The sequence below is a fragment of the Microbacterium sp. genome (genome assembly GCF_048259935.1).
GTDB lineage: Bacteria > Actinomycetota > Actinomycetes > Actinomycetales > Microbacteriaceae > Microbacterium.
The window spans coordinates 105,260-131,499 of record NZ_JBLXHF010000004.1; the positions used below are offsets into that span (position 1 = coordinate 105,260).

Here is a 26,240-nt window from a genome sequence, read left to right on the forward strand (position 1 = left end):
TAACCCTGTCAAGACCTCTCGGCTCCCCGCATCCGTTCGTGCGACGAATCGAGGAAGAGAGCTTCCGCACGCGGAGAGAGCACTTCATCAAGCACGACGCATCCCGCCCCGACTGCGCCCACGTCATCCCCGATGACAGCACCGCGGACGGGAAGAGCTCGCACGGCGCGAGTCGCACTCTGCCGCTCGAGAAGCTGTGGAAGCAGCGAGAGATCCACTGACGAGACGCGAGTCCAGAAGGGCCCGCCGAGGACGACGCAATCCACATCGAGCATGTTCGTCAGGGCAGAGATCAAAACAGAGAGATGTCCGGCCGCCTCCTCCAGAATCTCGGTCGCGCCACGATCCCCCGCTGCAGCCCGATCACACAGATCAGTGAACCTCGAATCGACGGATTCCGGATCGCTTCCGACCCGGTCATCGGCGAACACACCCGCTCTCTCTGCACGCTCGATGATCGCCAGCGGCGTGCACACCACCTCGACACAGCCGCGCTGACCGCACGCGCATTCCGGTCCGTCGGGGTCGACGATGATGTGTCCGATCTCGCCGGCATTGCCAGATGCCCCGCGCACGACGTCCCCGTCGATCACGAGGGCTGCGCCGATGCCGATGCCGAGGTAGATCAGCAGAAAAGAGCTGTCCGGCTGATGATCGCCCGTCCACAGCTCAGCCACCGCTGCTGCCGTCGTGTCCTTCTCCAGGATGACCCGCAGCCCCGTCGCCTCAGCGAGTGCGTCGCGCAGGGGAACCCGGTGCCAGGAGTGCAGCTTGGGCGGATCGACCACGGTGCCGTGCTCGGCATCCAACGGCCCTGGTGCGGCGACGCCGATCCCCGTGATGGCTGAGCGGTCGATGCCCTCTGCCACGATGAGCTGCTCGATCTCGTCCGCCATCGCCGCAATGATTCGTCGAGGCTCATCCGCGGGCATGCGCCTCGCGACGCGTGCGATGACGGCACCCGTGAGATCGAGAAGGACGAAGGTCACGATCGCGGGGTCCAGATGCACGCCGATCGACACACGACTCGTCGGGTTCAACCGCAGCATGGTGCGCGGTTTGCCCGGGCCTTGAACGGTGCGGCCGGCTTCCTCGATGAACCGCTCGTCGAGCAGCCTGCGTGTGATGTTCGTGACGGTCTGCGCCGACAGCCCGGTCGCCTCGACGAGTTCGGTACGGCTCAGCCCCTGGCCCGAGCGCCGAACGGCCTCGAGAATGACAGAGCGATTGAAACCGCCCATCTTCGGAAGATTCGTTCCTTTCCGCCGTGAACTCATCGCTCCATCATGACGCATTCAGCAGAATCTTTGTCCCCCGAAATACCTACAGACAACGGTCTTGTATCCGGGAAGACTGATACCAACGCTTCGCGTTCGATCGGTCTCTCTGCCCCAGGGTAGGCAGACGGTGATCGATCACCCGCGGTGGGTTTTCGGGTAACTGCACCGCATATGGCGAGGGGTCGACGAGTTCGTCGCCCCTCGCCCTTCTTGTTCGCAGTGCGCAGTGCACCTACCGCTCTCGGGGGATCTCTTTCCACAGGCCGACGGTGTCCTCGTCTGAAGAGTCGCCCGTTCCCGTGCGTCCGACCACGGTGACCGCGGTACGGGGGTCACGCGCGGCGCGAATGATCACGCGCTCGACATCGGCCTGAGCGATCACGTCGGCGAGCTCATCCCTGATCTCATCCCGACGCTTCTCATCGAGCTCTTCGAGCCCGCCTTCGTCGAACACGGTCACCGCGATGCCACGGAGCCTGACGCGCTGGATGGCTTCACGCACGGCATCGTTGAGCAGGCCAGCCCCGCGCAGCTCGTCGCGCAACCGCCCTTCGGCAAGCCGGGCCTCCAGGCGCTCCTCTTCGGTCAAGCGCCCCTGCGCTGCGACAGTCCTCGTGAGTACGGGACCGGCGACGCTCAGCGCGTACTTCACCCTGATCCTCCGCTCGCGCTGACGCACCAGCTGCGTAGCATGCCACACGGAGACCGCACGCTGGATCTCGGCGAGACGCTCTGTGTCACGGACTGCGCGATCCCAGAACAGCACGAGCAGCTGCGCGACTACGGTCCACATGATGGAGCCGACGAGCCCGAGTTCAAGAGCGGTCAGCAGTCCGAGCTGCACGGCTGTTGACGCGGTGAGCGCGAGCAGGACGAGCCACCCGATCACGGGCCGTCGGCGCACGATGCAGATCACAGCGAGAAGGCCCAGCGCACCGATGTACCAGGTGGCGAACGGCGCGGTCCTGTCGCGGACGAGCATCGCTGCTCCCACCATGAACGGAATGCCGGCGCCCGCCACGATCGCGACCACCCCGAGCCACCCCGGCATCCGAGCGGTGCCCTGCACGTCGACGACGACAGTGGCGATCATCACCACCAGGTACAGCAGGATCGCCGCGCCCATCACGAGAGGCGCGGCCGGCTGCACCGTCCACCACGCCGCTCTGGCTGCGAAGTAGATCGCGAAACCCACGGCGAGCCCGGTGGCGACGCTGCGCACCGAGCGATTCATGCGCTTCCCCACTCGAGAACGATGTGCGTTCCGGTGCCGGTGGAATCGATCGACACGCTTCCCGCGACGGCGGCCATGCGCGCGATCATCGACGCGCGAATGCCCAGGCGGTCCTCGCCGATGGCGTCGAGATCGAAGCCTGCGCCCGTATCCAGGATCGTCACCGCAAGCCCGTCGTCACCGCGTCCGTCCACAACCACGTGCAGACCCCGGCCGGCAGCGTGGTCGAGCGCGTTCCCGATGGCCTGGCGAGCGGCGAGCACGATCGCTCGCGCAGCTCGTCCGGGAATCAGTCCCGCCGTTCCCCGCTCCTCCACGATCGCATCGGCGCCGCGTTCCGACAGCGCGCGCCGCAGCTCAGCCACGATCAGCGCCGTCCCGATCGGGTCATCGCTGCCCTCCTGGGCGACGACGGCTTCGGTGTTCGCCAATCGCGTCAGCGCCTCGCGCGCCATCGCCACGGCAAGATCCCTCGCGCGATCGGAATCGGCGCGCTCTGCGGCGATGAGGGCGGCGAGTACGCTGTCGTGCATGAGGGCGGCCATCGCGACGCGCTCCTCCTCACCGGCGACTCCTGCGGCGACCGAGGTGTAGGAAGCGACAGCGCTGCCGCGTGCGCTGTCGACGCCGACCGCGACCGCGCGGAACATCCAGCCGAGCGCGACGATCACGAAGCCGAGGATGATCGTGAACGAGACATCGAAGGCCGTCGTCGTCCAATAGGAGCTGCGGAAGCCGCCCTCGACCAGGCGCACGTAGCCGTACACCAACGGCAGACCGAGGGCCCAGAGCACCTGCACCTTCACCGGGAAGGCGAGCATCGCAGCGACGACACCGACGTTCACCAGGAAGAAGATCCACGGCTGACCCTGGCTGCCCGAACCCGTCGAGAGCACGATCGGCCACGTGGCAAGGGCGATGAGGTAGATGATCGCGAACGCCGCTGCGCACACGCGCACGCCGCGCCCGAGCACACAGGAGGCGAGCATGGCGGCCAGCGAGATGTACACGACGAGCAGGAACGCGACCTGCACCCCGGATGCACCGTGTTTGAGCCCGCCCATCGCCGCCAGCAGCGCCTGCACACCGAGAATCGCTGACCCGATGGCCGCGACGATCGCCAGGATGCGTTCCATCCGCTTGCGTGTGAAGCGTTCGAACTCCGTCTCGGCCGCGCTCGGCGACGGGATTCGTCCCCACGCGGCCTGCAGCGCGGCGTCAGCGGGCACTGGCAGCCCCGTCTGGGGCGACGATGCCGTCCTCCATGGCGCGACGGAGCAGATCGACCTTCGTCGGAGCCGGTCTTCCGACCTCGACGTACTTCACGCGCACGCGCGTGATGTTCTCTTTCGCGGTCGAATACGCGACACCGAGTCGTTCAGCGACCGCCTTGAGCGGGAGCCCTGTCGCGTACAGGCGCAGTACGTCACGTTCACGCACCGACAACTGCGCGTCAGCGAACTCGCGATCGCCTTCGACTGCGCTGGCCCATTCCACGTTGTTCAGTGCTTCGCCGCGTGCGACAGTGCGGATCGCGTGCAGCACATCATCAAGCGCGGATGACTTGCTCACCACACCTGCCGCGCCTGCGGCGAGCGCCTCGCGCACCGCCGCAGGACGGTCGGCGACGCTGTGGATGACGACACTTGCGCCGTCAGAGACGAGCGCGGTGACATTCTCGGTCACTGTAGTGCCGTCACCGAGCGTCAGATCAAGCACGACCACGTCAGCCGGTGACGCGCCGGCCGTGGTGCGCCAACTCAGATAGGCCCCGACCGTGCTCCCGGAGAACACGACAGTTCCGCTGTCGGCGCGCTCGCACGCCAACTCCAACCCGAGCCGAACAGACTCGTGATCGTCGATGAGTGCGACCGTGCTCATGGCACCATGCTATCGATCGGCTGAACGATCACCGGCTCAGAAGCGCAATGGTCTCGAAGTGGTGGGAATGCGGGAAGAGATCGAACGCCTCCAGCGATTCCACATTCCAGCCGAGCTGACGGAACGTGCCGAGGTCGCGTGCGAGGGCGACAGGGTCGCAGGCGACGTAGACGACAGCATCCGGGTTCAGTGCGTGCACGCCTTCGACGACCGCGCGTCCTGCACCCGCGCGCGGCGGGTCGAGCACGACCGTCCCAGCCTGAGCATCGTCCGGGAGAGACGCAAGATAGCGATCCACCCGCGCGGTCACGGCAGCGGCCCCGAAATCGGCGAGGTTCTCACGCGCGTGAGCAGTGGCGCGTCCGCTGGACTCGACGGTCACGATGTCTGTGGCGCCGGCTGTCGCCAGCGAGGAGGCCAGCAGGCCGACACCTCCGTAGAGGTCGAAATGCGTCGCGTTCGGATCGACCCGACCCTCGAGCGCCTTCCTGATCGCGGAATCGAGAATCGCTGCCGCTCCGTGGTGCACCTGCCAGAATCCGTCCGCATCCACCTGGAACGACCGGTCTCCGACGCGCTCGACGATGACCTTCGGGGCCGGACGCTTGCCGCGTTCGGGGCGCCGCAGCACGTGCACGGTGCCGTCCGAGGATTCGACCAGGTCGATGCGGCCGGGTTTCGCGTTCCGCAGCGACAGCGCCTCGGCTGCCATCGTCGGGCGCGCCAGCGGGTGCGACGAGACCGGGATCACACGGTGACTGCGCGCCGCGTAGGGACCCACGATTCCATCCGCGTCGACGTGCAGCGACAGACGTGTGCGCCACCCCGTGCCGTCGGTGCCATCGATCGCGCTGACGGACGGTGCCTCCAGGCCTTCTCCTGCGAACTTGTCCAGCGCCTCGGCGAGCACCTGCTTCTTGAGCACGCGCTGGTGCTCAAGATCGATGTGACCAAGATCTGCGCCCCCGGCGCGCTCTTCGGGGTCGTGCGACAGATCGGCCTCGGGCCAGATATGTGCGCGGCGGTGCGGCGAGGCCTCCAGCACCTCAATCGTCTCGGCGCGCCAGAACGATGACTTCGCGTTGTCGGTGACCCGCGCGCGCACCCGCTCCCCGGGGATGGCATCCGAGACGAAAACCACCCGTCCTTCGTGTCGAGCGATGAACGTGCCGCCGTGAGCGATACCGGTGATGTCGAGATCGAGCGATGCGGGTGCGGAAGAGGCCATCCTTCGAGGATACGGTTCCCAGAGCGATACCGTGGTCGCTATGCAGGTCTGTCTCGCCTCCACCTCCCCCGCCCGTCTGATGCTGCTGCGCCAGGTGGGGATCGAACCACTCACGCGCGCACCGGGGACAGATGAGGAAGCTGTCGCCGCAGAAGCCGTCGCGGCCAGAGGAGCAGACCTCCCCCCTGACGAACTGGTGCTCCTGCTCGCACGCGCCAAAGCCGCCGATGTCGCGCAGAGTCTTTGTGATGAGGATCCTTCTTTCGATGGCATCGTGATCGGCGGGGACTCGATGTTCGCGCTCGGCGGCCGCGTCTTCGGCAAGCCCTACACCGAGGCAGAGGCGACCAAGAGGTGGCGCGAGATGCGCGGCGCCACCGGCGTGCTGCACTCCGGACACTCGGTCTTCCGCCTCCAGCCGGGCCGCGAACTGCGCGAGGCGACGGCCGTGGCCGAAGCATCCGTCACATTCGCCGACGACATCACCGACGATGAGATCGCCGCCTATGTGGCAAGCGGGGAGCCGCTGCACGTTGCCGGCGCATTCACTGTCGACAGCCTCGGCGGAGCATTCATCACCCGGGTCGAGGGCGACCCCTCCACTGTGGTGGGCATGTCGCTGTCCACGGTTCGCCGTCTCGCTCGCCAGCTCGACGTGTCGTGGACAGATCTGTGGTCCACGCAGCAGTCATAGACATTCCGCTACGTTTTTTAGCATTTCTTGTCGATACTGCTCAAAATTATCGAGCCTCTTCTCGCTAGGCTGACACTCATGCCCATCGACAAGGTGCTCATCGCCAACCGCGGTGAGATCGCCGTACGCATCATCCGTGCCGCCCGCGATTCTGGAATCTCCTCGGTAGCCGTCTACGCCGAGCAGGACCGTGATGCACTGCACTCGCGCCTCGCCGACGAGGCGTACTCGCTCGATGGCGACACGAGCGCATCGACGTATCTGCAGATCGACAAGATCCTCTCGATCGCGCGACGCTCGGGAGCCGACGCGGTTCACCCCGGCTACGGATTCCTCGCCGAGAATGCCGACTTCGCTCGCGCCGTGATCGGCGCAGGCATGATCTGGATCGGCCCATCCCCCGACGCGATCGAGTCGCTCGGAGACAAGGTCACTGCGCGCCACGTCGCTGAGAAGGTCGGCGCGCCACTCGCGCCCGGCACGCCAGGACCCGTCGAAACAGCAGACGAGGTCATCGCTTTCGCGAAGGAGCACGGTCTTCCGATCGCGATCAAGGCTGCGTACGGCGGCGGCGGGCGCGGACTCAAGGTCGCCCGCGAGCTCGATGAGGTCGCCGAGCTCTTCGAATCGGCCACCCGTGAGGCTGTCGCAGCCTTCGGCCGCGGCGAGTGCTTCGTCGAGAAATACCTCGACAAGCCGCGTCACGTCGAGACCCAGTGTCTGGCGGATGCCGAGGGCAACGTCGTCGTGATCTCCACGCGCGACTGCTCGCTCCAACGCCGCCACCAGAAGCTCGTCGAAGAGGCACCGGCGCCGTTCCTCACCGAGGAGCAGAACGAGCAGCTGTACACCGCATCCAAGGCCATTCTGAAAGAGGTCGGCTACGTCGGGGCCGGAACCTGCGAGTTCCTCATCGGCGCAGACGGCACCGTGTCGTTCCTCGAGGTGAACACCCGCTTGCAGGTCGAGCATCCGGTCTCTGAAGAGGTCACCGGTATCGACCTCGTGCGCGAGCAGTTCCGCATCGCCGCAGGCGGCACGATCGACTACGACGACCCGAAGCCGCAGGGGCACTCGTTCGAGTTCCGCATCAACGGTGAGGACCCCGGTCGCGGGTTCCTCCCGCAGCCCGGCCCGATCCACGTCTTCAAGACTTTCGGCGGTCCCGGCATCCGTCTCGACTCCGGCGTCACCGCCGGCGATTCCGTCTCAGGTGCGTTCGACTCGCTGCTGGCGAAGATCATCGTCACCGGGCGCGACCGTGCCGAGGCTCTCGAGCGCGCACGTCGTGCGCTCGATGAGTTCGAGGTCGCAGGACTCCCTACCGTCCTGCCCTTCCACCGCAAGGTCGTTCGGGATGCCGCATTCACCGCGGAAGACGGCAATTTCGGCATCTTCACTCGCTGGATCGAGACGGAGTTCGACAACGACATCCCGGCCTGGGACGGCGAGCTCGAAGAGCCGACCGCGACAGAGACCCGCCACACCGTCGTCGTCGAGGTCGCTGGTAAGCGCCTCGAGGTGAGCCTGCCCGACCGTGTGACCGTCGCCGCCGGCACCACCGGCCGCCCGGCAGCTGTTCCGCCGTCGCGCCGGAGTCACTCCATGACTGCGTCAGCGGGAGCATCCGGCGATGCCGTGAAGTCACCCATGCAGGCAACGATCGTCAAGGTCGCCGTTGAGGAGGGACAGCAGGTCGTCAAGGGCGACCTTGTCGTCGTCCTTGAGGCGATGAAGATGGAGCAGCCGCTGCAGGCGCACAAGGACGGCGTCATCGGCAGCATCAATGCGTCCCCTGGAGCCACGGTCTCTGCCGGTCACCAGCTGCTCACCATCTCCTAGCCCCTCTCCTAGCCGCCGAGACCCCCGCCTACCGCCGAGACCCCGTGCTGCCGACGTCGGCAGCATGGGGTCTCGACGCGAAGACGGGGTCTCGGCGGAGGTTGGGAAGCGGACGCGGAGGTTAGGAGATGTTCACGAGGTGCATCGCGCGCGACGCATCAGTGATGCTCGACGACAGCGAGGGGTATGCGGCGAAGACGCGCGAGACCTGGTCGACCGTGAGGCGACGCTCGACGGCGACGGCGAGTGGATAGATCAGCTCGGATGCCTTCGGCGCGACGATCACTCCACCGATCACGGTTCCGGAGCCCTTGCGGGCGATGATCTTCACGAAGCCGTCCTTGATGCCCATCATCTTCGCCCGCGGGTTCGCGGCGAGCGGCAGCTTGTAGACCAACCCGTCCATCTGCTCGAGGTCCTTCTCACCCCAGCCGACGGTTGCGATCTCGGGAGCGGTGAAGATGTTCGAGGTGATCTTGATCTTCTCGAGCGGGATGACGATGTCGCCGAGCGCGTGGAACACCGCGGTACGGCCCTGCATGGACGCCACGGATGCCAGCGGGAAGAAGTTCGTGCAGTCGCCCGCCGCGTAGATGTTGGGCACAGAGGTGCGCGCGACCTTGTTGACCCGCACGTGGCCGGACTCGGTCAGCTCGACTCCCGCTTCTTCGAGCCCGATCCCGGCGGTGTTCGGAATCGATCCGACCGCCATCAGGCAGTGACTGCCCTCGACGGTGCGGCCGTCAGATAAGGTGACGAGCACGCCGGCCTCGGTGCGCTCCACCGTGTTCGCACGGGACTTCGACAGCACGGTCATTCCGCCGCGGGTGAAGACGTTCTCCAGCACGTGCGCGGCATCCGGATCCTCACCGGGAAGAACCTGATCGCGGCTGGAGATCAGCGTCACCTTCGCGCCGAGGTTCATATAGGCGGAGGCGAACTCCGCACCGGTGACGCCGGAGCCGACCACGATGAGGTGTTCCGGCAGAGCCTTCATGTCGTAGAGCTGAGTCCAGGTGAGGATGCGCTCGCCATCGGGCTTGGCAGAATCGAGCTCGCGCGGCGATGCGCCGACCGAGACGATGATCGTGTCGGCCTCGATGCGGTCGAAGTCTGTGCCGCCGACACCGGTCGAGACGACGATCGCGTTCGCTCCTTCAAGGCGTCCGTGACCGGAGAGAATGCGCACCCCGGACTCGAGCAGTGTGGAGCGCATGTCCTCTGACTGCTGGCCGGCCAGCGCGAGCAGACGCTTGTTGACAGCGGCGAGGTTGATCGCGATCTCAGGCTTGAGCGGTCGACCGTTCGAACCCTTGGCATAGAACTGCACGCCCAGGTCGCTGGCTTCTGAGATCGCGACTGCGGCATCGGCAGTGGCGATGAGACTCTTGGACGGGACGACATCGGTCAGCACCGCGGATCCGCCGACACCCACTCGCTCGACGAGGGTCACCTCTGCTCCGAGCTGAGCGGCGGCCAGGGCCGCCTCGTATCCGCCGGGGCCGCCGCCGAGGACGGCAACACGCTGAGTGCGCTCAAAAGGAGTCGAAGACATGGCTTCTATTCTCCCGCAATCCTCGCTGAGCAGGCGCCACCTTCCATAGAGTGGGATGCATGACCGAGATCCACATCAATCCCCTCGACGTTCCGGACGCAGACCCGTTCGAGATCGCAGCCCGCGCCGCGGCAGACATCGCCCGGCTCACCGGCGTCGAGAAGCATGACATCGCCCTCACGCTCGGCAGCGGCTGGGGCCGCGCCGCAGAGCTCATCGGCGAGACCGTCGCCACCGTCCCTGCCACCGAGGTCACCGGCTTCTCCAAGCCCGCCCTCGAGGGCCACGTCGGCACTCTGCGCAGCATCCGCACACCAGAGGGCAAGAACGTCCTCGTGATCGGGGCGCGCACCCATTACTACGAGGACCACGGCGTCCGCCGGGTTGTCCACAGCGTCCGCACTGCTGCGGCCACGGGGGCTGCGATCATGGTGCTCACCAACGGCGCCGGCGGCATCCGCGAGACCTGGAAGCCCGGCCAGCCCGTTCTCATCAGCGACCACATCAACCTCACCGCTGACTCACCTCTCGAGGGCGCGACCTTCGTCGACCTGACGGACCTCTACTCGAAGCGCCTGCGCGACATCGCTCACACGGTCGACCCCTCGCTCGATGAGGGCGTGTACACCCAGTTCCGCGGCCCGCATTACGAGACCCCGGCAGAGGTGCAGATGGCGAAGATCATCGGCGGCGACATCGTCGGAATGTCCACAGCACTCGAGGCGATCGCCGCACGTGAAGCAGGCATGGAGGTGCTCGGCTTCTCGCTCATCACGAACCTCGCCGCCGGCATCCAGAAGACGCCGCTGAGCCACGAAGAGGTCATCGAAGCCGGCAAGGAAGCGGAGCCGGTGATCTCGGCACTGCTGGCGCGCGTGGTGGAGGCGCTGTGAGCCTCGACGAGGCAGTCGATGCCAGGCTCGCGCAGGCGCGGGCCTGGCTCCGCCAAGATCCGGATGCCGAGACCCGCGACGAGCTCGCCGGTCTCATCACTCGTGCAGCCTCCGGCGATGAGACCGCACGTCACGACCTCGACGACCGCTTCCGCACCCGCCTCGCCTTCGGCACCGCAGGACTGCGCGGCGCACTCGGCGCCGGCAGCAACCGGATGAACCGCGTGCTCGTCTCGCAGGCCGCTGCGGGCTTCGCTGCGTACTTGCACGCGCGCGCACAGGGGCAGACTCCTACGGTAGTGATCGGCTACGACGGCAGACGGAACTCCCGCCGGTTCGCTCAGGACTCCGCCGAGATCTTCGCAGGCGCCGGCCTGAAGGCGATTCTGCTGCCCCGCCTGCTCCCGACACCGGTGCTGGCGTTCGCCGTGCGCCATCTCGGCGCCGATGCCGGCGTCATGGTGACCGCGAGCCACAACCCGCCCAACGACAACGGGTACAAGGTCTACCTCGGCGGCACCGAGGACGGATCGCAGATCGTGTCGCCCGCGGACGCCGAGATCGCCGCGTACATCGAGCGCGTCGCGAAGGCCGGAGACATCGGCATCCTTCCGCACTCCACGCAGTATGAGATCGCCGGTGAAGACGTCGTCGACGCCTACGTGGCTGCGACAGCCGCCATCGCCCCCGCTCCGTCGTCGGCTCGCGGCCTCACCTGGGTCTACACGGCCATGCACGGAGTCGGGTGGGAGACGTTCGCCCGCATCATCGATGCGGCGGGCTATCCGCGCCCGAAGACGGTGGGCGAGCAGCTGAACCCCGATGCGACGTTCCGCACCGTCGCGTTCCCCAACCCCGAAGAACCCGGTGCGATGGATCTCGCATTCGCTGCGGGTCGCCGGACGCGCGCGGATTTCATCCTCGCGAATGACCCGGATGCTGACCGCCTTGCAGTGGCGATCCCCGACGAGTCGGCGAAGGGCGGCTGGCGCCGACTCACCGGCAACGAGATCGGGCTGCTGCTGGGCGCCCGTGCCGCCCGCGCAGCCGAAGGGACACCTGGTGCGTCACTGGCATGCTCGCTGGTCTCCTCCCCCGGTCTCGGTGCGATCGCCGCGCACCACGGCCTCGACTTCCACGAGACGCTGACCGGTTTCAAATGGATCTCCCGGGCCCCTGGGATGGTCTTCGGCTTCGAAGAGGCGCTCGGGTATCTCGTGAACCCCGAGACGGTCCGCGACAAGGATGGCATCTCTGCGGCGGTCGCCGTGCTCGGACTCGCAGCCGAGGCGCGCGAGCGCGGAGAGACTCTCGCTGACCAGCTGGCGCAGCTCGGCGAGATCTACGGGCACTTCGCGAGTGGGCAGGTCGCTGTGCGTGTGGACGATCTGTCGATCATCGGCAAGGTGATGCTGTCGCTGCGCACGCTGCCGCCGACGCACATCGGCGGCGCACAGGTGGAGGCGGTCGAAGACCTGCTCCAGGCTGCGCCGGGGCTTCCCTCCGGCGATGTGCTGCGATACCGCGTCGCCGGCGGCACCCGCATCATCGTCCGCCCCAGCGGCACCGAGCCCAAGCTCAAGGTGTACATCGACGCGCAGGCGGCATCGGCGACTGAGGCGGCCGAGACCGTCGCTGAAACCGAGGCCGGGGTCAGAGCATTGCTGGAGGAGCGATCCTGACAGCAGGGCAGTTATCGCCCTCATCGACTGAGCCCGGCTAACATCGCACATATGCTCATCCGAACCGTGACCATCAGTGCGCAGGGTGGCGCGCATGCCCGGCCGGTCGCCGAATTGGTGCGTCTGGCACAGCGACATACGCCCACCGTGACGCTGCGCGTCGCCGACGGTCGCGAAGCGGACCTCGCCAGCGTGCTGGCCGTCATGGACCTTGCTCTGGAGGCCGGCGACGAGGTCGTGCTCGAGGTGGCGGATGCACCGGGCTCGAACGCACTGCTGGACGACTTGGTTGCCGTCCTTGCTCCCGCCCCGGAGCTGACCGAGCGCTGACTCAGCCGTCGATGACGGCGACGAGTTCGTCGAGGAACGCCTCGAACGTGGTTCCGCGCCGAACGATCCGCTGCACGCTCTCGCGCTCGCTGAAGACCTCGACCAGCTGCTCGAACACGGTCTGGAACGCTGCCCGATCGCTCTCGCTGAAAGCGGCGAGCGCGACGACCTGAACCCGACCGTCACCCCAGGCGACCGATCCGTCTGCCACACCGATGGCGATGGCTGTGCGCTGAGCGGTCATCTGCAGCGCGTGCGGCACGGCGAACGCGTCGGTGAAAGCGGTGGACGACATCTGCTCTCTGGCGATGGTGTTCTCGATGTAGTCGTCACCGATCAGACCGGATGCTGTCAGCATCCCGCCGAGCCGCCGGATGATGGCCTCTTCGCCTTCATCGGGGAGCGGGCGCACGAACGCGTCCGGCGAGAAGTAGCGGGCCAGCTCTGCGCGCAGCCGGTTCAGGCGCCGTGCGCGCCGGATGCGTGCGGCGGCCTGCGACACCCGCTCGACGTCGGCATCGGTGAGGAAGGGCTGGATGCGCACGTAGTGCTCGCCACTGGTGCCGGGGTCGATCGTAGTGAGGACGAGGTCCGTGTCGATGCTCGCCCAGTCGGGGTCAACGGTAGTGACCACACCGGTCACCTCGACAGAGGTGCCCAGCGACCGGTCAACGCTCGATCGCAGCAGTTCGTGCAGCTCGTAATAGCCAGGGCACACGATCGTGGCGGTGAGGATCGACTCGGCTTTGCGGCTGCGCTCGAGCCTGCCGCCGATGTGCATCGCGATGTACGCGATCTCGTCGTCGTGGATGGGTGCGCCGAGGCGATCGTGCAGTCCGCTCGCGATCGAGACTGCAACCTCGAAGATCATCGGATATGACGCCTTCAACGAGCGTGTGAGCGGGTTGCGGCTCCACGCCTGCTCCTGCGCACGGCGCAGCAGGTTCTGCACGTGCAGCGCGAGTCGGAGGATGAATTTCTCGTCGATCAGGTCGACCTGATAGTCGACGGCTGCCTGCACGATCTCGGCGCGCACTGCCGCCTCGATCACCGGTTCCACGCCGCTGCGCACGGCGTCGGCTGCGACGTCCTGTCCTGGTGCGATCGCGCGAGTGAGCACCAGCGTTGCGAGATGGGCGCTGTCGCCGCCGCGCAGCGAGACGCCGAAGTGCTCCGAGGCCAGCTCGCTGATCACGGCACCGAGTTTGGGAATCTCGTCCCAGGTGCCGCCGGGTGAGGCCTCCAGAGCGCGCCCCGCAGAGACGCGATCGGCGGCGATCGCGATGTGCAGCAGCACGTCCGAGATCGCCAACTCGTTCACGTAATAGCCGAGGGCACTCAGCTCACGCACGAGAGCCGTCTTGAACGGACCGACAGCGTGTGCGGCGACGGCCGTTCCGGTGAGGGCGCGGCGGATGCTCTCCGGGTGGAAAGACCCGGCATCCATCTCGTCATGAGCGAGGCGGCTGAGCAGGCGTCGCTGCGCGACCTCTGACCCGCGCAGCCGAACCCGCTCTCGGTCGCGCTCCAGGCTCAGATCCATGCCGTCGAGGAGCCCGCGCACCCTGGCGAGGTCGGCTTCGAGAGTCGCCTCACTGACGTGCATCGCATCGGCAGTCTCGTAGACATCGATGCCGTCTGAGGCATCCAACAGTATGCGCACCAGCGAATGCAGACGATCCCGCGGGGCTGATTCCCCCGCCGCGCGCGTGCGGAGTGCATCGTGCGCTCCGGGACCGGGGCGATATCCCGCAGGACCGGACTCGACGGCATCCGCCTCGGGCACACGGGCGTTGAGGGCTGCGACATAGGAGCGGATGCTGCGCGGCGTCACCCCCAGCAGATCGGCGAGGCTGGCGGCGGTTGCCCACTCGTCCTGTCGGAGCAGGGTCTGCAGGAGCCGGTCCTGACGCTGTCGCGACATGTGTCCCATGATGCCAGCACTGCACCCGCTCGGGGCGGAAGTGCGTGTTCCGCAGGGGCGGAAGAGAACGTGGTGGCAACTCTCCCAGCTGTTTCCCAGAATGGAGAGAGCCTTGCGAAGGCGGGTGAAAGAGGGGAATCGATGAAGATCCTGGTGGTGTGCGGCGCGGGAGCGTCGAGCACTTTCGTCGCTCAGCGTCTGCGGCGTGCCGCGATGCAGGCAGGCCTGGACTGGCAGGTCTCCGCAGGAGCCGAGAGCAGCGTCAGCGCAGCACTTGCGGATCTCGTGCTCATTGGCCCTCACCTGGCCGATCGCGTCGATGTGATCCGAAGCGCCACCACCGCACAGAGCGCGCTCCTCCCCGACGATGTCTTCAGCGATCGAGAGGGCACCCAGACGCTCTCGATCGCCAAGGCGGCTCTGTCCGCAGCCACAAGCGATTCCCCATCCCCCGCGAAATCCACCGCAAAAGGAAGATCATGACCGAGATCTCACGCACTGTCCGCATCGGCTCCTCCCACGGACTGCATGCCAGACCCGCGAAGCTCTTCGCACAGGCCGCGAAAGAATCCGGCATTCCCGTCACGATCGCGAAGGGCGACGGCAAGGCGGTCAACGCCGCCAGCATCCTCGGCGTCATCGCACTGGCAGTGGAGCACGGCGACTACGTGACGCTCACGGCAGACGGCGAAGGCGCTGAGGCAGTGCTGGATGCACTGACCGAGTTGCTCACCACCGACCATGACCAGGAGACGGCATGACCGAGTTGCGAGGAGTCGGTATCGGTCAGGGCGTCGCTCAGGGACCGGTCGTCCGCATGGCGGACGCTCTGCCTGCCCCCGAGAAGACGTCGAGCACCGCGGGCACCGATGCCGAGCGGGCACGTGCGCGCGAGGCGGTCGCTGCGGTCGCCGCGGAGCTGATGCAACGCGGCGAGTCCGCCGGAGGATCGGCGCGAGAGGTCCTCGAGGCGCAGGCCATGATCGCCGAGGACCCCACGCTGCAGGACGAGGTCGATGCACGCATCGATGACGGCGGCACGGCCGAATGGGCCGTGTATGACGCGTTCGAGGGCTTCAAGGCGACCCTCGAGGCTGTCGGCGGATACCTCGGCGAGCGCGCCGCGGACCTCGACGACATCGCCCAGCGCGTTCTCGCACATCTGCGTGGTGTGGCCGCATCCGGCGTCCCCGACCCTGGGCACCCGTTCGTGCTCATCGCGCGCGATCTTGCGCCGGCTGACACTGCGCTGCTCAATCTCGAGCAGGTACTTGCTCTCGTCACCTCAGACGGCGGACCGACCTCGCACACCGCCATCCTCGCGAGAGAGAAGGGCATCGTCGCTGTCGTGGGCGCAGCCGACGCCGTGTCTCTCGAGGACGGCCAGACTGTGATCGTGGATGCCGCGGCGGGAACCGTCACGACCGATCCCTCTGGCGAACAGCTCGAGCGGGCCACTGCCAGGGCTGCAGAGCGTGCCGCCGCCGTCGACGCCCCGCCCTCCCCCGGTGCTCTCGCCGATGGCACCGCCATCGCCCTGCTCGCGAATCTCGGCAAGCCGGCCGACGCCGCCGATGCGGTGGCCCGCGGCGCCGAAGGCGTGGGCCTGTTCCGCACCGAGTTCCTCTTCCTCTCCTCTGCACAGGCACCGACCATCGCAGAGCAGCGCACGGGGTACACGGAGCTGCTCGAAGCATTCCCCGGCAAGAAGGTCGTCGTGCGCATGCTCGACGCCGGAGCCGACAAGCCGCTCGCGTTCTTGAACGACGCGCACGAGGAGAACCCTGCCCTGGGTCTGCGGGGTCTTCGCTCGCTGCGCGCGAGCGAAGACATTCTCCGCGAGCAGCTCACTGCGCTCGCCGAGGCGGATGCCGCCACCAGCGCCGACCTGTGGGTCATGGCGCCGATGGTGGCGACAGTCGAGGAGACGAAATACTTCACGTCTCTCGCCAGGGAGTACGGGATCAGGACTGCCGGCGTCATGGTCGAGATTCCGGCGAGCGCCCTGCTCGCCGACCGCGTGCTCGCGCACACGGATTTCGCTTCGATCGGCACGAACGACCTCACCCAGTACACGATGGCAGCCGACCGCATGCTCGGCTCCGTCGCAAACCTTCAGGACCCGTGGCATCCCGCTGTGCTTCGCCTGGTCGGGGAGGTCGGCGTAGCCGGCGCTCGCACTGGCAAGCCCGTAGGGGTCTGCGGCGAAGCCGCCGCAGACCCGCTCCTGGCAATCGTCCTGGTCGGTCTGGGAGCGACGAGCCTGTCGATGGCTCCGGCTGCTCTTGCCGATGTTCGACTCGCGCTCTCCGAGCGCACCCTCGAGGAGGCACGAAGCCTCGCCGAGATCGCGCTTGCAGCGGATGACGCAGCAAGCGCACGCACTGCCGCGGCCGATGCCGTGGCAGCCCTCTCCCCCCACCAGAAAGAGAAGAAATCATGACGACGACGTCACCGTCCAAGCCTGGGGGTGCCCGCGTCGCGGTGCAGCGCTTCGGCACGTTCCTGTCCGGCATGATCATGCCGAACATCGCGGCGTTCATCGCCTGGGGCTTCATCACGATGCTCTTCATTCCCGCCGGGTTCTTCGGCGCGGACAGCCCGTTCGGCTGGCACTGGGCGCCGGTCGCCGAGATCATCGGCGGTGGCGGCGACGCCGCCACGATCCAGTGGGAGGGCGCGATGACTGCCCTCGCTGAGGGCGACGGTGGCAACTTCTTCGCCTATGTCGGTCTCGTCGGCCCGATGATCACCTACCTGCTGCCGCTGCTCATCGCGAATATGGGTGGACGACTGGTCTACGGCGAGCGCGGCGGCGTGGTGGCCACGATCGCCACCATGGGTGTCATCGTCGGCACCAACATCCCGATGTTCCTCGGCGCGATGATCATGGGACCGCTCGCGGCCTGGATCACCAAGCAGATGGACAAGCTCTGGGACGGCAAGATCAAGGCCGGCTTCGAGATGCTGGTGAACAACTTCTCCGCCGGCATCCTCGGCATGATCCTCGCTGTCGCCGGCTTCTTCGCATTCGGACCGCTCATGCTGGGCATCAGTGCTGCACTGGGTGGCGCTGTGGGCTGGCTGGTGTCGTTCAACCTGCTGCCGCTCGTATCGATCATCGTGGAGCCCGCCAAGGTGCTCTTCCTCAACAATGCGATCAACCACGGTGTGTTCACCCCGCTCGGCATCGAGCAGGCTGCGGAGACCGGCAAGTCGATCCTGTTCCTCATCGAGGCGAACCCCGGCCCCGGCCTCGGTCTCCTGATGGCATTCACATTCTTCGGCGTGGGTGCGGCGAAGGCCTCGGCTCCCGGTGCTGCCGTCATCCAGTTCTTCGGTGGCATCCACGAGATCTACTTCCCGTACGCGCTGAGCAAGCCGATGACGATCCTCGCCCTCATCGCCGGTGGCGCCTCTGGTGTCGCAACGAACATGCTGCTGAACGGCGGACTCGGCTTCCCGGCGGCCCCCGGTAGCATCATCGCCGTGACGGCGGCAGCGATCGGCGGCGGCGTCGGCAACCTGCTCGTCGTGTACCTCTCGGTTGTGATCGCCGCAGTGGTGACGTTCCTGCTCACCGGAATCATTCTGCGGTCATCGCGCAAGCGCGACCTGGCTGCGGAGGGCGACGCCTTCGGTGCCGCGATCGCACAGACCGAGGCCAACAAGGGCAAGAAGTCCGAGCACCTGTCGAACCTGGCAGCAGCCAGCGCGCCGGCGACTACGGCCACCGCCGTCGCCACCGCGCCGATCGAGAACATCGTGTTCGCCTGCGATGCGGGAATGGGCTCTTCTGCGATGGGTGCGAGCGTGCTGCGCAACAAGCTGAAGAAGGCGGGCATCACGGATGTGAATGTCACCAACCAGGCGATCGCGAACCTCGACGGCACCGCCGATCTCGTGATCACCCAGCAGCAGCTGACCGACCGAGCGAAGGACAAGTCCCCGAACTCGATCCACGTCTCGGTCGACAACTTCATGAATGCACCGCAGTATGAAGAGGTCGTCGAGATGGTCCAATCGCAGAAGGAGGGACAGCAATGAGCGTCCTCACAATCGGCCAGGTTCGCATTCACACAGGCTCCGTCACCCAGGATGAAGCTCTGCAGGAGGCGACGGACATCCTCGTCGCCGCAGGGGCTGTCACTCCCGCCTATGTCGACGCGATGAAGCTGCGCGAAGAAACGGTGTCGACGTTCATGGGGAACGGCCTGGCCATCCCCCACGGCACGAACGAGACCAAAGAGGCGATCCTCGCCTCCGGACTGTCTGTCGTCCGTTATGACGGCGGCGTGGACTGGGCCGGAGAGCAGGCGACGTTCGTGATCGGCATCGCCGGGCGCGGCGATGAGCATCTCGAGATCCTTTCGCAGATCGCGATCCTGTTCTCGGACGAGGATGATGTCGAGAAGCTCAACGCGGCGCAGACCCCGGACGAGCTGTTCGCACTCCTGTCGGCGGTGAACGAGGCATGAAAGCCGTCCACTTCGGCGCCGGCAACATCGGGCGCGGCTTCGTCGGACTGCTGCTGCACGAGGGCGGGTACGATCTCGTCTTCTCCGACGTCGCCGGCGCCCTAGTGGACGCCATCAACTCCACCGACTCCTACACGGTGCACGAGGCGGGACCAGGCGGTGTCGATCGCGTCGTCACCGGGTACCGCGCGGTCAACAGCGCGGAGGACCCGGATGCCGCAGCTGACGAGGTCGCGACGGCCGACGTCGTCACGTGCGCTGTCGGACCGACCGTGCTGCGCTTCATCGCCCCGGCGATCGCTGCGGGGCTCGCTCGACGCTCCCCCGACCTCGACCCGCTTCAGGTCATGGCGTGCGAGAACGCGATCGGCGCGACAGATCAGCTGCGCGCCGAGATCGAGAAGATCGATGCGGATGCCGCCGGCCGAGCGGTCTTCGCGAACACCGCCGTCGACCGCATCGTGCCTGCCCAGCCGGCCGATGGCGGCGTCGATGTGACGGTGGAGCCGTACTTCGAGTGGGCGATCGAGCAGGGGCCGTTCGCCGGTCGTCTGCCGAACATTCCTGGTGCGCACTTCGTCGATGACCTCGGGCCCTACATCGAGCGAAAGCTCTTCACGGTCAACACCGGGCATGCGGCAACGGCGTACTTCGGTGCGCTGGCGGGCATCGAGCGCATCTCCGACGCGCTCGCGGATCCGTCGATCGCCTCGCGCGTCGAGGCCGCGCTGAAAGAGACCTCCGCGATGCTTGCGGCTGTGCACGGCCTGGATCCCGCCGAGCTGGCCGAATACCGGGCGACGATCCTCGATCGGTTCCGCAACCCTGAACTGATCGACACCGTGCAGCGGGTCGGCCGCCAGCCGCTGCGAAAGCTGTCGCGACACGAGCGTTTCATCGGTCCTGCCTCTCAAGCGGCAGAGCGCGATCTGAGCACCGACGCGCTGATCGCTGCCGTCGGCGCAGCCCTGGCCTTCGATGATCCTTCCGACGAGCAGTCCGTCGAGTTGCAGCGTCTGCTTCGCACCGAAGACGCGTACGCGCTGACGGCCGCGGTGACGGGACTGGAGCCGGAGCATCCGCTCTTCGAAGCCGTGCACGCGGCGTTCGTGACGCGCCAGAACGAGCTGCGCGAGGCCTGATTCACTCCCCGCACCACATATCGGTTAGGGTCGATCAGCTGGGGGGCGCAGATCGAGCACATCGTCGTGCGGGGAGCACCATCTATGAACAGATACGCCGTCATCGGCGCAGGTCCATCCGGGTTGGCGGCAGCGCGCGCACTGCAGAAGCAGGGCATCGACGTCGAAGGCTTCGAGGCCTCGCACGACGTCGGAGGCCTCTGGGACATCACGAACCCGCGCAGTTCGATGTATGAATCGGCGCACCTGATCTCGTCTCGCACGACCACCGAGTTCACCGAGTATCCGATGGACAGCGACGTCGACTATCCGAGCCATCGGGTTCTGCACGACTACTTCCGTTCGTACGCCGAGAAGTTCGCTCTGACCGAGCTGTTCCGCTTCGGCACTCGCGTCGCACGTCTGGAGCCGCACGAGGGCGGGTGGAATCTCACCGCCATCGACGAGGAAGGCGAGCAGACCCGCTGGTACAACGGTGTGATCCTCGCCAACGGCACGCTCGCCGATCCGAACACCCCGACCTTCACAGGTGAGTTCGCCGGAGAGATCCTGCACACCCACTTCTACAAGAAGGCCGCCCAGCTCGATGGCAAGCGCGTGCTCATCATCGGCGCGGGCAACTCCGGTTGCGATATCGCCGTGGATGCTGTGCATCACGCGGCATCCGTCGACATGAGTGTGCGGCGCGGGTACTACTTCGTCCCCCGCTACCTGTTCGGGCGGCCGAGTGACACGCTCAATCAGGGCCGCCCGCTGCCGAGACGGCTCAAGCAGGCCGTGGATTCCCGGGTGCTGAAAGCGTTCACCGGCGACCCGGTGCGCTTCGGCTTCCCGAAGCCGGACTACCGCATCTACGAGTCTCACCCGATCGTCAACACCGCGGTGCTGGGACACCTCGGTCAGGGCGACCTGCGCATCCGCGCGGACATCGACCGTTTCGATGACCACACCGTGCACTTCCGCGACGGGAGCTCAGGAGAGTACGACCTGATTCTGCTCGCCACCGGATACTCGCTCGGATACCCCTTCGTCGACCGCGAGCATCTGTCCTGGCACGGCGCCTCACCACGTCTGTTCCTCAATATCTTCCCCGCGGCGTTCAACGGCCTGTATGTGATGGGAATGGTCGAGGCATCCGGGCTCGGCTGGCAGGGCCGCTACGAGCAGGCAGAACTGCTGGCGAGCTATCTCGCGGCTGTGGAGAACGACCCGGCCCGCGCAGAGAGCTTCCGAACACGAGTAACCGGCACGCCATGGCCCGACCTCACCGGCGGATACCGCTACCTGGCGCTGGACCGCATGTCGTACTACGTCAACAAGGACGCATATCGCGGCGCAGTCCGTGCAGAGCGCGAAAGCCTGGACGCAGCATGAACGTCGACGACGTCGTCCTCAGCTTCACCCCTGGGTCACTGACGCTGCTGAACGTCGTGCTCGGGCTCATCATGCTGGGCATCGCCCTCGACACCTCCCCCAGCGACTTCCGCGTTGTCGCCAAGCACCCCAAGCCCTTCGTCATCGCGATCCTCGCGCAGCTTCTGCTGCTTCCTGCGGTGACCTTCGGCCTCACGCTGATACTCCCAGTGACAGCTTCCATGGCGATGGGAATGATCCTGGTCGCCTGCTGCCCCCCGGGCAACATCTCCCAGGTGCTCACCCACCGCTCTGGCGGCAACGTCGCGCTCTCGGTGTCGCTGACAGCCGTCGGCAACCTGATCTACATCGTCGCCATGCCGCTGAGCATCGCGTTCTGGGGCTCTCTGCACCCGACGGCGCGAACGGTGCTGCACGCTGTCGCCCTCGACCCGCTGAAGATGCTGCTGGAGATCGTGCTGATCATCGGCCTTCCGTTCGCCGTCGGCCTGCTCGTGCGGGCGAAGCTGCCGAAGATCGCCGCTAAGGCGCATCCGTTCGTCAAGTGGTTCAGCCTGCTCGCGCTCGTCGGATTCATCGTCGCAGCCCTCGTGGGCAACTGGTCGGTGTTCGTCAGCGTGCTGGGGATCGTGCTGCTGGTGGTCACCGTGCACGACGCCGTGGCCCTCGGGCTCGGCTACGGCACCGCCGTGATCGGCGGACTCGGCACCAGGGAGCGCAAGGCCATGACGTTCGAAGTCGGCATCCGCAACGCCGGTCTGGGACTCGGGCTGGTCTTCGCCTTCTTCGGCGGGCTCGGCGGTATGGCGATCGTGGCCGGCTGGTGGGGCATCTGGGACATCATCGCCGGTCTGGTGGTCGCCGGCCTCTGGTCGCGGCACACGCGCAAGCGCACGGGATCGTCTACGGGAGATGCCACCGGACGCACCGCCATGGAGCCGGCCCCGTGACCCGGGTGCTGATTACCGGCGGCGCGGGGTTCCTCGGCTCGCACGTCGCACAGCTCCTCGCCCAGCGCGACGATGTGGAACTCGTCGTCACCGCTGACCTGCGCGCCAGGCCCGCAGAAGACGGCATCCTGTCGGTGACCTTGGATGTGACGGATGCCGCGAGCATCGCTCCCCTCCTGCGCGAGCACCGCATCGACACCGTCGTGCATCTCGCCGCGATCGTGAACCCCGGCAAAGACGTGGCGCTCGAGTACCGTGTCGACGTCGACGGCTCAGCCAACATCCTTGCCGCGTGCGTCGATGCGGGCGTGAAGCGGATCGTCGTCTCGAGTTCGGGCGCGGCCTACGGATACCACCCGGACAACCCCGAGTGGATCGACGAGACGACGCCCGTCCGCGGCAACGACGCCTTCCCCTACTCGCGCCACAAGCGCCTCGTCGAAGAGATGCTCGCCGAGTACCGCAAGACGCACCCGGAGCTCGAGCAGGTGATCTTCCGGATCGGCACGATCCTCGGCCCTGATGTGCGCAACCAGATCACCGCGCTCTGGGACGGCAGCCGGATCCTGCGCATCGCAGGATCCGATGCCCCATTCGTGTTCATCTGGGTGGACGATGTCGCAACGGCGATGGTGCGTGCGGCGACCGACGGCCCCGCAGGGATCTACAACGTCGCGGGCGACGGCGCTCTCACTGTTGCCGAGATCGCCGAGCGTCTGGGCAAGCCACTGCTCACGATTCCCGCCTGGATGCTGTCGTTCGCGCTGCGTGCGGGGCAGCTGCTGCGACTGACTCCGCATGGGCCGGAGAAGGTGCCGTTCCTGCGCTACCGCCCTGTGCTGGCGAACCGGCGGCTGAAAGAGGAATTCGGTTTCGTGCCCTCGCGCACGAGCGCCGAGGCATTCGACGAATATCTCGCGACCCATCCCGGTGTCACCCGTAACCTGGTGCGATGAAGAAGAAGCGTCGGCTGCTGCGGTGGATCCTGTTGAGCATCGTCCTGGTCGTCATCATCGCGGTCGTCGGCACGCTCGCCTGGACACAGATCGGCGTCATGCAGGCAGAGCCCGAGCCGCTCGCTGAGGCGAAGGCGAATCCCGCGATCGCCATCACAGATGCCCCGGAGGGCATTGTGCTCGCCCCGCTCGAGGGCGTCTCAGATACCGGACTGGTCTTCATCCCCGGCGCGAAGGTCGACCCCTGGGCGTACGTGGCGATCCTTCAGCACGTCGCGGCCGCGGGAACCACCGTCGTCATCACACGCCCCTGGCTGAATCTGGCGTTCTTTGACCTGCGCGGGATGGATTCGTTCACCGCCGCCGCACCCGATGTCGAGAATTGGAGCGTCGGGGGGCATTCGCTGGGCGGAGTGCGGGCCTGTCAGCTCGCCGAAGACGCTGACGCGCTGGTGCTGTTCGCTTCGTACTGCGCGAGCGACCTCTCGGACAGCGGGCTCGATGTGCTGAGCTTGGCCGGCACTGAAGACGGTCTTTCGACACCGACGAAGATCGCCGATGCCCGCCACCGGTTGCCCGATGACGCTCTGCTCGTCGAGATCGACGGCGCCTCGCACGCGTCGTTCGGCGACTACGGCCCGCAACCAGGGGACGGCACACCGACGATCTCCGTCGAAGAGATGCGCCGAGTCGTTACAGAGCAGCTCGTCCCGATCGTTACCCTTTTAGACGCTGAGTAAACCCCGTGCGCCGATCGTCAGATCGGACTCGCACGCATTCCCGTCACGCTTGACGCAGAACGGGGTCGAGAAGCGGATGCAGGTGTCTGCTCCGCAGCACCGCCGACGCTGATGCCGCTCCCGCGGCGAGCGCATGCGGCAGCAGTGCTCCGTCCAGGGTAGCGGCGAGGACTCCTGCGAAGAAGCCGTCGCCCGCGCCATTCGTATCCACGACATCGACCGGGACTGCCGGAACCCGAAAGATCTCGCCCGCAGCGTCCACAGCCACCGCGCCCTCCGCACCCAACGTGCACACCGCGAACGACGTACCGGCCTTTACACGGGAACGCAGGAATGCCAGCGGGTCGCTCAGTTTGTCGGCATTGCAGAACACCGCGTCCGCAGCGTCCAGGAAGGGACGGTGGAACTCGTTCGCACCGTCGTAGTCGTGCACGTCGACCCAGACCCGCCGGCCCAGTTCGGCTGCGACCGGCAACAGGCGCCGCGGCTCCGCGGCGAGATCGAGCACGACGACCTCGGAACCCTTGATCGCTGCGCGCACATCCTCGGGAACGCCTCCGCTCTGCTCTGAAGGAGATGCCAGATACAATGACACGCGCTCTCCCCCGCGCGTCATCAGGTTCAGGTGGCGTTCGGTCTGCGTGCTCTCGCCCCAGAGGACCGGCACACCCGCTGCCGCCAGCGCATCCTGGATCCAGTGACCCGCCTCATCATCGCCGACGAGAGCGTAGAGCACGGCGTCGACACCCGCGGCAGCGAGGCTCAACGCCTTCCCCGCACTCGTTCCGCCGATCGTCTCCCAGGTTTCCTCCGCGAACTGCATATGCGGCACAGGGTCGGGAAGCCTGTCGAGCACGACGATCGAATTCCATGTCGCGGGGCCGGCGACGAAGACACGTGGAGAGTTCATCGATCCATCAACCGATCCAACTGATCAGGGCATCCAGGCCCATCCCGTAGTCGATGCGGACGACAGGCAGGGCGAGTTTGTCGGTGCCGATGACGACCGTGCCCGGCTCGATCGTGCGGCCCATCTCATACCCGGCCTGCGCGACGCCATGCTTGGTCGTGTCGTTGTAGTGCCCGAACGGGTACGCGACGACCTCACGCACGCCGAGAACGTCGCCGGAGATGTTCAGGTCTGCGGCGATCTCGTCCGCTGCCCAGTTCACCATGCGACCCTCGCCGTTCTCGCCCGCCTGATGCATGTCGTGGGTGTGCGAACGCCGCTGAACGTAGATGGACGGAGGCGGGTCCTGCCGGTAGGCGGTGACCATGAAAGACGTGGCGAGCAGCTTATGATTCGCGACGATGGGCGCTGCCAGATCGAACCAGGTCTGATCCGCGTCGTCGTCCGTGATGATCACCGATCGTGGCGGGAGGTACAGCCGCCCGTCGATGAAGGCACTGAGCTCGTCCCACGTCGGCAGGTAGAACCCCGTGGTAGCGATGTGATTCATCTGGGTTTCGAAGTCGCCGATGTACGCGTAGTTGCCACGCAGCCAGCCGTCCTCCCCCTCCGGGCGAGTGGTGAACTGGTGGTACATCAGGATCGGCACCTCGGTGCCGGCCGCAGCGTTCTGGTCGGCGGGCATCCACGACCCGAACAGCTCGATCGTCTGATCTTCGCAGGCCACCTCGTCGGCGCCGTTGATCCGGGATGCCGGGTCGAAGGCTACGGCGCTCTGCGGGGTCGCGTACCAGCCGCCGAAGGCCATGCCTTCCTGCGCGGGGATCGGAAGCGCCGCGTACAGCGCGCCCTGGTGCTGCAGCATCGGGGCATCCGCGATCCCCTCCCCCGCGAATACGACGGCGCACGCCAGCGGATCATCCGCATCGGCGAGCAGCTGCTCGACCGGCGAGAGAGGAGTCTGTGTGGGCGTGGGCGTCACCGTCGGCTTCGGCGCCGGTGCGGCGACCGCCTGCACGGAGTTCGCGCGAATCGTCGAGATGACGACCGTCAGCGACACTCCGAGCACGAGGATGGCAGCGGCGACCCCGACCAGCAGAACCCGCATGTTCAGTCTGCGCCTGCGCTGATGCGTGGCTCGCCTTCG

The 26,240-nt window shown here is 66.7% G+C and carries 24 protein-coding genes; 15 read left to right on the forward strand and 9 right to left on the reverse strand.

Annotated elements, in window-relative coordinates:
• Positions 1–8 precede the first annotated feature (8 nt).
• The 5 genes from ACN0RC_RS08400 to ACN0RC_RS08420 form a co-directional block, all read right to left on the reverse strand.
• Positions 9–1,241, reverse strand: a complete 1,233-nt coding sequence (locus ACN0RC_RS08400; protein WP_417510693.1) for an ROK family protein — start codon at positions 1,239–1,241, stop codon at positions 9–11.
• Positions 1,242–1,512: 271 nt separating this feature from the next.
• A complete protein-coding gene (locus ACN0RC_RS08405) occupies positions 1,513–2,514 on the reverse strand; it encodes a hypothetical protein (protein WP_417510695.1) in 1,002 nt (333 codons plus the stop codon).
• Entirely contained in the window at positions 2,511–3,743 is a 1,233-nt protein-coding gene (locus tag ACN0RC_RS08410; protein WP_417510697.1) for a sensor histidine kinase, read from the reverse strand. Before ACN0RC_RS08410 ends, ACN0RC_RS08405 begins: the two co-directional genes overlap by 4 nt.
• Positions 3,733–4,395 (reverse strand): response regulator, encoded by a 663-nt coding sequence (locus tag ACN0RC_RS08415; RefSeq protein ID WP_417510699.1) that lies wholly within the window; start codon positions 4,393–4,395, stop codon positions 3,733–3,735. Before ACN0RC_RS08415 ends, ACN0RC_RS08410 begins: the two co-directional genes overlap by 11 nt.
• Before the next feature lie 28 nt (positions 4,396–4,423).
• On the reverse strand, positions 4,424–5,623 hold the full coding sequence (locus ACN0RC_RS08420) for a class I SAM-dependent RNA methyltransferase (protein ID WP_417510701.1): 1,200 nt from the start codon (positions 5,621–5,623) through the stop codon (positions 4,424–4,426).
• 40 nt (positions 5,624–5,663) lie between these two features.
• Here ACN0RC_RS08420 and ACN0RC_RS08425 point away from each other — a divergent pair, with 40 nt between their 5' ends.
• The gene (locus ACN0RC_RS08425) at positions 5,664–6,317 is read left to right on the forward strand and encodes a Maf family protein (protein ID WP_417510703.1); all 654 of its coding nucleotides are present in this window, start codon (positions 5,664–5,666) and stop codon (positions 6,315–6,317) included.
• Positions 6,318–6,395: 78 nt separating this feature from the next.
• On the forward strand, positions 6,396–8,159 hold the full coding sequence (locus ACN0RC_RS08430) for an acetyl/propionyl/methylcrotonyl-CoA carboxylase subunit alpha (protein ID WP_417510705.1): 1,764 nt from the start codon (positions 6,396–6,398) through the stop codon (positions 8,157–8,159).
• Positions 8,160–8,280: 121 nt separating this feature from the next.
• Here the strand turns inward: ACN0RC_RS08430 and ACN0RC_RS08435 are convergent, their stop codons facing one another.
• Entirely contained in the window at positions 8,281–9,714 is a 1,434-nt protein-coding gene (locus tag ACN0RC_RS08435; protein ID WP_417510707.1) for an NAD(P)H-quinone dehydrogenase, read from the reverse strand.
• Positions 9,715–9,773: 59 nt separating this feature from the next.
• On the opposite strand from ACN0RC_RS08435, the gene ACN0RC_RS08440 reads away from it, so the two are divergent.
• From ACN0RC_RS08440 to ACN0RC_RS08450, 3 genes are read left to right on the forward strand one after another with little or no spacing between them, the layout of a single operon-like run.
• On the forward strand, positions 9,774–10,607 hold the full coding sequence (locus ACN0RC_RS08440) for a purine-nucleoside phosphorylase (RefSeq protein ID WP_417510709.1): 834 nt from the start codon (positions 9,774–9,776) through the stop codon (positions 10,605–10,607).
• Positions 10,604–12,289 (forward strand): phospho-sugar mutase, encoded by a 1,686-nt coding sequence (locus ACN0RC_RS08445; RefSeq protein ID WP_417510711.1) that lies wholly within the window; start codon positions 10,604–10,606, stop codon positions 12,287–12,289. Before ACN0RC_RS08440 ends, ACN0RC_RS08445 begins: the two co-directional genes overlap by 4 nt.
• Positions 12,290–12,340: 51 nt before the next feature.
• Positions 12,341–12,619: an HPr family phosphocarrier protein gene (locus ACN0RC_RS08450; RefSeq protein WP_417510713.1), complete on the forward strand. Its 279-nt coding sequence runs from the start codon at positions 12,341–12,343 to the stop codon at positions 12,617–12,619.
• Position 12,620: 1 nt separating this feature from the next.
• Here ACN0RC_RS08450 and ACN0RC_RS08455 read toward each other — a convergent pair whose 3' ends face one another.
• The gene (locus ACN0RC_RS08455) at positions 12,621–14,543 is read right to left on the reverse strand and encodes a BglG family transcription antiterminator (protein ID WP_417510715.1); all 1,923 of its coding nucleotides are present in this window, start codon (positions 14,541–14,543) and stop codon (positions 12,621–12,623) included.
• Between the two features lie 141 nt (positions 14,544–14,684).
• Here ACN0RC_RS08455 and ACN0RC_RS08460 point away from each other — a divergent pair, with 141 nt between their 5' ends.
• From ACN0RC_RS08460 to ACN0RC_RS08505, 10 genes are all read left to right on the forward strand, one after another.
• Complete coding sequence (locus ACN0RC_RS08460) at positions 14,685–15,026, forward strand: PTS sugar transporter subunit IIB (protein ID WP_417510717.1); 342 nt, start codon at positions 14,685–14,687, stop codon at positions 15,024–15,026.
• Positions 15,023–15,304 carry an HPr family phosphocarrier protein gene (locus ACN0RC_RS08465; protein ID WP_417510719.1) on the forward strand — a complete coding sequence of 94 codons (282 nt, stop codon included), beginning with the start codon at positions 15,023–15,025 and terminating at the stop codon, positions 15,302–15,304. Before ACN0RC_RS08460 ends, ACN0RC_RS08465 begins: the two co-directional genes overlap by 4 nt.
• Positions 15,301–16,986 (forward strand): phosphoenolpyruvate--protein phosphotransferase, encoded by a 1,686-nt coding sequence (ptsP, locus tag ACN0RC_RS08470; RefSeq protein ID WP_417510721.1) that lies wholly within the window; start codon positions 15,301–15,303, stop codon positions 16,984–16,986. Before ACN0RC_RS08465 ends, ptsP begins: the two co-directional genes overlap by 4 nt.
• On the forward strand, positions 16,983–18,590 hold the full coding sequence (locus ACN0RC_RS08475) for a PTS mannitol transporter subunit IICB (RefSeq protein WP_417510723.1): 1,608 nt from the start codon (positions 16,983–16,985) through the stop codon (positions 18,588–18,590). The genes ptsP and ACN0RC_RS08475 overlap by 4 nt, the downstream gene beginning before the upstream one ends.
• The gene (locus ACN0RC_RS08480) at positions 18,587–19,021 is read left to right on the forward strand and encodes a PTS sugar transporter subunit IIA (protein ID WP_417510724.1); all 435 of its coding nucleotides are present in this window, start codon (positions 18,587–18,589) and stop codon (positions 19,019–19,021) included. The genes ACN0RC_RS08475 and ACN0RC_RS08480 overlap by 4 nt, the downstream gene beginning before the upstream one ends.
• Entirely contained in the window at positions 19,018–20,163 is a 1,146-nt protein-coding gene (locus ACN0RC_RS08485; RefSeq protein WP_417510726.1) for a mannitol-1-phosphate 5-dehydrogenase, read from the forward strand. Before ACN0RC_RS08480 ends, ACN0RC_RS08485 begins: the two co-directional genes overlap by 4 nt.
• 84 nt (positions 20,164–20,247) lie before the next feature.
• Complete coding sequence (locus tag ACN0RC_RS08490) at positions 20,248–21,537, forward strand: flavin-containing monooxygenase (protein ID WP_417510728.1); 1,290 nt, start codon at positions 20,248–20,250, stop codon at positions 21,535–21,537.
• Entirely contained in the window at positions 21,534–22,487 is a 954-nt protein-coding gene (locus ACN0RC_RS08495) for a bile acid:sodium symporter family protein (protein ID WP_417510730.1), read from the forward strand. Before ACN0RC_RS08490 ends, ACN0RC_RS08495 begins: the two co-directional genes overlap by 4 nt.
• Positions 22,484–23,443: an SDR family oxidoreductase gene (locus tag ACN0RC_RS08500; RefSeq protein WP_417510732.1), complete on the forward strand. Its 960-nt coding sequence runs from the start codon at positions 22,484–22,486 to the stop codon at positions 23,441–23,443. The genes ACN0RC_RS08495 and ACN0RC_RS08500 overlap by 4 nt, the downstream gene beginning before the upstream one ends.
• Positions 23,440–24,183, forward strand: coding sequence for an alpha/beta hydrolase (locus tag ACN0RC_RS08505; RefSeq protein ID WP_417510734.1), 744 nt, complete (start codon positions 23,440–23,442; stop codon positions 24,181–24,183). The genes ACN0RC_RS08500 and ACN0RC_RS08505 overlap by 4 nt, the downstream gene beginning before the upstream one ends.
• Positions 24,184–24,226: 43 nt before the next feature.
• On the opposite strand, the gene ACN0RC_RS08510 is transcribed toward ACN0RC_RS08505, so the two are convergent.
• Complete coding sequence (locus tag ACN0RC_RS08510) at positions 24,227–25,093, reverse strand: carbohydrate kinase family protein (RefSeq protein ID WP_417510736.1); 867 nt, start codon at positions 25,091–25,093, stop codon at positions 24,227–24,229.
• Between the two features lie 7 nt (positions 25,094–25,100).
• A complete protein-coding gene (locus ACN0RC_RS08515; RefSeq protein WP_417510738.1) occupies positions 25,101–26,201 on the reverse strand; it encodes a polysaccharide deacetylase family protein in 1,101 nt (366 codons plus the stop codon).
• Positions 26,202–26,240: the final 39 nt, after the last annotated feature.

Excerpts from the sequence above, each read along its gene's own strand:
- ACN0RC_RS08475 (WP_417510723.1), top strand. The coding sequence starts at position 16,983 with ATGACGACGACGTCACCGTCCAAGCCTGGGGGTGCCCGCGTCGCGGTG.
- ACN0RC_RS08420 (WP_417510701.1), bottom strand. The coding sequence starts at position 5,623 with ATGGCCTCTTCCGCACCCGCATCGCTCGATCTCGACATCACCGGTATC.
- ACN0RC_RS08510 (WP_417510736.1), bottom strand. The coding sequence starts at position 25,093 with ATGAACTCTCCACGTGTCTTCGTCGCCGGCCCCGCGACATGGAATTCG.
- ACN0RC_RS08400 (WP_417510693.1), bottom strand. The coding sequence starts at position 1,241 with ATGGGCGGTTTCAATCGCTCTGTCATTCTCGAGGCCGTTCGGCGCTCG.
- ptsP (WP_417510721.1), top strand. The coding sequence starts at position 15,301 with ATGACCGAGTTGCGAGGAGTCGGTATCGGTCAGGGCGTCGCTCAGGGA.
- ACN0RC_RS08440 (WP_417510709.1), top strand. The coding sequence starts at position 9,774 with ATGACCGAGATCCACATCAATCCCCTCGACGTTCCGGACGCAGACCCG.
- ACN0RC_RS08405 (WP_417510695.1), bottom strand. The coding sequence starts at position 2,514 with ATGAATCGCTCGGTGCGCAGCGTCGCCACCGGGCTCGCCGTGGGTTTC.
- ACN0RC_RS08505 (WP_417510734.1), top strand. The coding sequence starts at position 23,440 with ATGAAGAAGAAGCGTCGGCTGCTGCGGTGGATCCTGTTGAGCATCGTC.
- ACN0RC_RS08495 (WP_417510730.1), top strand. The coding sequence starts at position 21,534 with ATGAACGTCGACGACGTCGTCCTCAGCTTCACCCCTGGGTCACTGACG.
- ACN0RC_RS08455 (WP_417510715.1), bottom strand. The coding sequence starts at position 14,543 with ATGTCGCGACAGCGTCAGGACCGGCTCCTGCAGACCCTGCTCCGACAG.
- ACN0RC_RS08490 (WP_417510728.1), top strand. The coding sequence starts at position 20,248 with ATGAACAGATACGCCGTCATCGGCGCAGGTCCATCCGGGTTGGCGGCA.
- ACN0RC_RS08425 (WP_417510703.1), top strand. The coding sequence starts at position 5,664 with ATGCAGGTCTGTCTCGCCTCCACCTCCCCCGCCCGTCTGATGCTGCTG.
- ACN0RC_RS08415 (WP_417510699.1), bottom strand. The coding sequence starts at position 4,395 with ATGAGCACGGTCGCACTCATCGACGATCACGAGTCTGTTCGGCTCGGG.
- ACN0RC_RS08480 (WP_417510724.1), top strand. The coding sequence starts at position 18,587 with ATGAGCGTCCTCACAATCGGCCAGGTTCGCATTCACACAGGCTCCGTC.
- ACN0RC_RS08465 (WP_417510719.1), top strand. The coding sequence starts at position 15,023 with ATGACCGAGATCTCACGCACTGTCCGCATCGGCTCCTCCCACGGACTG.
- ACN0RC_RS08485 (WP_417510726.1), top strand. The coding sequence starts at position 19,018 with ATGAAAGCCGTCCACTTCGGCGCCGGCAACATCGGGCGCGGCTTCGTC.
- ACN0RC_RS08515 (WP_417510738.1), bottom strand. The coding sequence starts at position 26,201 with ATGCGGGTTCTGCTGGTCGGGGTCGCCGCTGCCATCCTCGTGCTCGGA.
- ACN0RC_RS08435 (WP_417510707.1), bottom strand. The coding sequence starts at position 9,714 with ATGTCTTCGACTCCTTTTGAGCGCACTCAGCGTGTTGCCGTCCTCGGC.
- ACN0RC_RS08460 (WP_417510717.1), top strand. The coding sequence starts at position 14,685 with ATGAAGATCCTGGTGGTGTGCGGCGCGGGAGCGTCGAGCACTTTCGTC.
- ACN0RC_RS08430 (WP_417510705.1), top strand. The coding sequence starts at position 6,396 with ATGCCCATCGACAAGGTGCTCATCGCCAACCGCGGTGAGATCGCCGTA.
- ACN0RC_RS08450 (WP_417510713.1), top strand. The coding sequence starts at position 12,341 with ATGCTCATCCGAACCGTGACCATCAGTGCGCAGGGTGGCGCGCATGCC.